This is a genomic window from Gilliamella sp. Choc5-1, assembly GCF_001690595.1.
Taxonomy (GTDB): domain Bacteria; phylum Pseudomonadota; class Gammaproteobacteria; order Enterobacterales; family Orbaceae; genus Gilliamella; species Gilliamella apicola_M.
This window is the reverse complement of record NZ_LZHH01000113.1, coordinates 1-2,648: the sequence shown is the minus strand read 5'-3', so window position 1 is coordinate 2,648 and position 2,648 is coordinate 1. Positions and strand designations below refer to the sequence as shown.

At 32.5% G+C, this 2,648-nt stretch carries 3 protein-coding genes and 1 pseudogene; 3 read left to right on the top strand and 1 reads right to left on the bottom strand.

Annotation, left to right across the window (positions count from 1 at the left end; translation table 11 throughout):
• The first annotated feature begins 490 nt into the window (after window positions 1–490).
• The 3 genes from A9G35_RS12970 to A9G35_RS10170 all read left to right on the top strand — a co-directional run bounded on the left by A9G35_RS12970 (window position 491) and on the right by A9G35_RS10170 (window position 2,225).
• Window positions 491–874 (top strand): hypothetical protein, encoded by a 384-nt coding sequence (locus A9G35_RS12970; RefSeq protein ID WP_065636766.1) that lies wholly within the window; start codon window positions 491–493, stop codon window positions 872–874.
• A gap of 14 nt (window positions 875–888) precedes the next feature.
• The gene (locus tag A9G35_RS10175) at window positions 889–1,341 is read left to right on the top strand and encodes a hypothetical protein (protein ID WP_065636765.1); all 453 of its coding nucleotides are present in this window, start codon (window positions 889–891) and stop codon (window positions 1,339–1,341) included.
• 113 nt (window positions 1,342–1,454) lie between these two features.
• Window positions 1,455–2,225 carry a hypothetical protein gene (locus tag A9G35_RS10170; protein WP_065636764.1) on the top strand — a complete coding sequence of 257 codons (771 nt, stop codon included), beginning with the start codon at window positions 1,455–1,457 and terminating at the stop codon, window positions 2,223–2,225.
• A gap of 198 nt (window positions 2,226–2,423) precedes the next feature.
• Here the strand turns inward: A9G35_RS10170 and A9G35_RS13745 are convergent.
• A pseudogene (locus A9G35_RS13745) lies at window positions 2,424–2,648 on the bottom strand (hypothetical protein); the annotation flags it as partial.

The following is a 2,648-nucleotide window of genomic DNA, read 5'->3' as shown; positions in this document are numbered from 1 at the left end:
GTTATTTTATCGCTCTTTAAAAAACAAATAAAATCAATGTTTTTTGAATAATTGTTATAAAAAACACAATACCTTTTAGCATACCCAAAGGCTATTTTTGCTATTTATTTAGCATTAAAAAACCGAAAACTCAACCCAACTAAAAAACAATTTTATACTAAAACGCATAGTTACCTGAAAGTTTTTGACAGAAATTTTAAATCCTATGGCGAGCTTGCGATAGAATACCGCACCGTCCCACAAAACCTGCGCTTTCAAGGACAGTATTTTGACGAGGACAAATTTGTCTGGAACAAATTTGAACAATGCTTTAGCATTGGCCCTGAAAGGGTGAGTATCAGGATGATACGAATAATCAGGACTACACTATAATCGCTACCGCTATTACGACCCGTACACCGCCCGCTACATCAGCCAAGACCCCATAGGACTTGCCGGCGGTGAAAACGCTTATAGCTACGTTCCTAACCCACTGGCTTGGATTGACCCGTTGGGGTTGAGCAATTTATGTCCTCAACAAGCTTTAAACGAAATAATGCGTAGAATGAAGCAAGATGGGAAAGAAATCAGTGTATATGTTGGTTCTAAAAAGGATGCTGAAGACGTTTTACGTGGCTATATAAGCAGTAAAGAAGCTACTAAAAAAGGACGTTTTAGAAATACTACAGATCAAGTATTACCAAGTGGCAAAAAATCATCTAATTCTTCAGATTGGTTACCTGGCGGAAAGAAAGCTTATCAAAAACAAGGTACATACCATTATGATAAAGCAGATATTAATGCAAAAACAGGTGATCATGCATTAATAGGCGATCATATTCAAATTCATACTTATGAAGGAAAAATTATTCGTATATTCTATGGTTTAAATTAATAGAGGTAGTAATAATGAGTGATATAAATCAATATAATCCTTTTCCATGGCGATTTAGAGGTGATAAAGAAGATGGCACATACTGTGAAATCAAACTTGATGACGAGCACACTCGGTTTATTGTAATAAGAGTTAGATCTTATATGAACGATGATGATTATGAAAGGGAATGTCAATTAGTTGAACAAGGCATTATGACTTGGGATGATATATACCCTGAAACGGAAAAACTGGGATATATGCCAGATAGGGATAAGGTATTTTGGTTATATAAAGTCTATGTAGATGATATTGAAAATGAGTTTTTAGTTGATTCTGATACGGAAGTTTTTGCAATGAATGCTAAAAATTGTAAAGAATTTGTATTTGATGATTTTTACAAATGTATGTTTTTTTTGAAAGAGCATTACCATGTTGAAGAAAAAGATTTTAAAAAATCATGGGAAACTAATTACCCTCAATATTAGCTATAATAAATAAAAATATCAATAATTTAACGTATTTAATTGTATTAAACTATCGTGATTATATAAATCCTTGCTTTAAAACAGCGGGGATCAGGTATAGAAAGAAGTTAGAGATGTACAGTGGCATTGTTTTGTATAATACAGAAAATATTTCACCGAATATTGCGTTAGAGTTTGCTGAAACACTATTTTCGGCATTAAATACTCCTATTACAGAGGCTAGTTATGTTAAGCCAGTAATAAGGAAGGCCTATAGTGATTTTAAATTTGCTAAAATATCCCTAAAAAAATTAAAGCGTAAAATAAATCTAGAAGAGGTTATAGCTTTTGATTTATTGAATGAATTAGACAATATATGTCGCCTCCAATTTGTTTATAACACTGATAAATTTGGCAGAACTAATAATATTTACATTTTATATGATAATAAACTAGATCATGACGGTAGTATTTTGGAGTTGATGAAGAACTTTGCACGTCAAAACTATTTTGCTTATGGTATAAAATATTCGAAGTGTAAGAGCACAAATAATGCAACAGAGTATGCAGGAGGATTCAACTTTGCCACAATATATCCTTACGAAAAATATCATTTTGACGAAAAAAAATTAGATGGCAATAAGCGATTAAGAATGATTTATACCGCTAATATTATTAATTGCTATCATTTAGAGATTGGTGTAGATAATACCACGTTGAAAGATTGGATATTAAGTAATATAAGCCATGGTACGCTTGAAAAATTAAGTGATAAATTGTGGTTGTGGCAGGGTCCCGAGAATGAACTTGATAATATCAATTATTTTCTTGGACAATTGGGATTATTAATATCATGGGAATTACCCACACCAGAGCCAGAAAAACCTAGACGCAGGCTACCTTAAAATAGAATAATTGACGACTAATAAGCAATCGCGCTTGTACCAAATCCTTGCATTAAAACAGCGAGGATTTTCCTTTTTTATTTCGTTATTTTATCGCTCTTTAAAAAACAAATAAAATCAATGTTTTTTGAATAATTGTTATAAAAAACACAATACCTTTTAGCATACCCAAAGGCTATTTTTGCTATTTATTTAGCATTAAAAAACCGAAAACTCAACCCAACTAAAAAACAATTTTATACTAAAACGCATAGTTACCTGAAAGTTTTTGACAGAAATTTTAAATCCTATGGCGAGCTTGCGATAGAATACCGCACCGTCCCACAAAACCTGCGCTTTCAAGGACAGTATTTTGACGAGGACAAATTTGTCTGGAACAAATTTGAACAATGCTTTAGCATTGGCCCTGAAAGGGTGAGTATC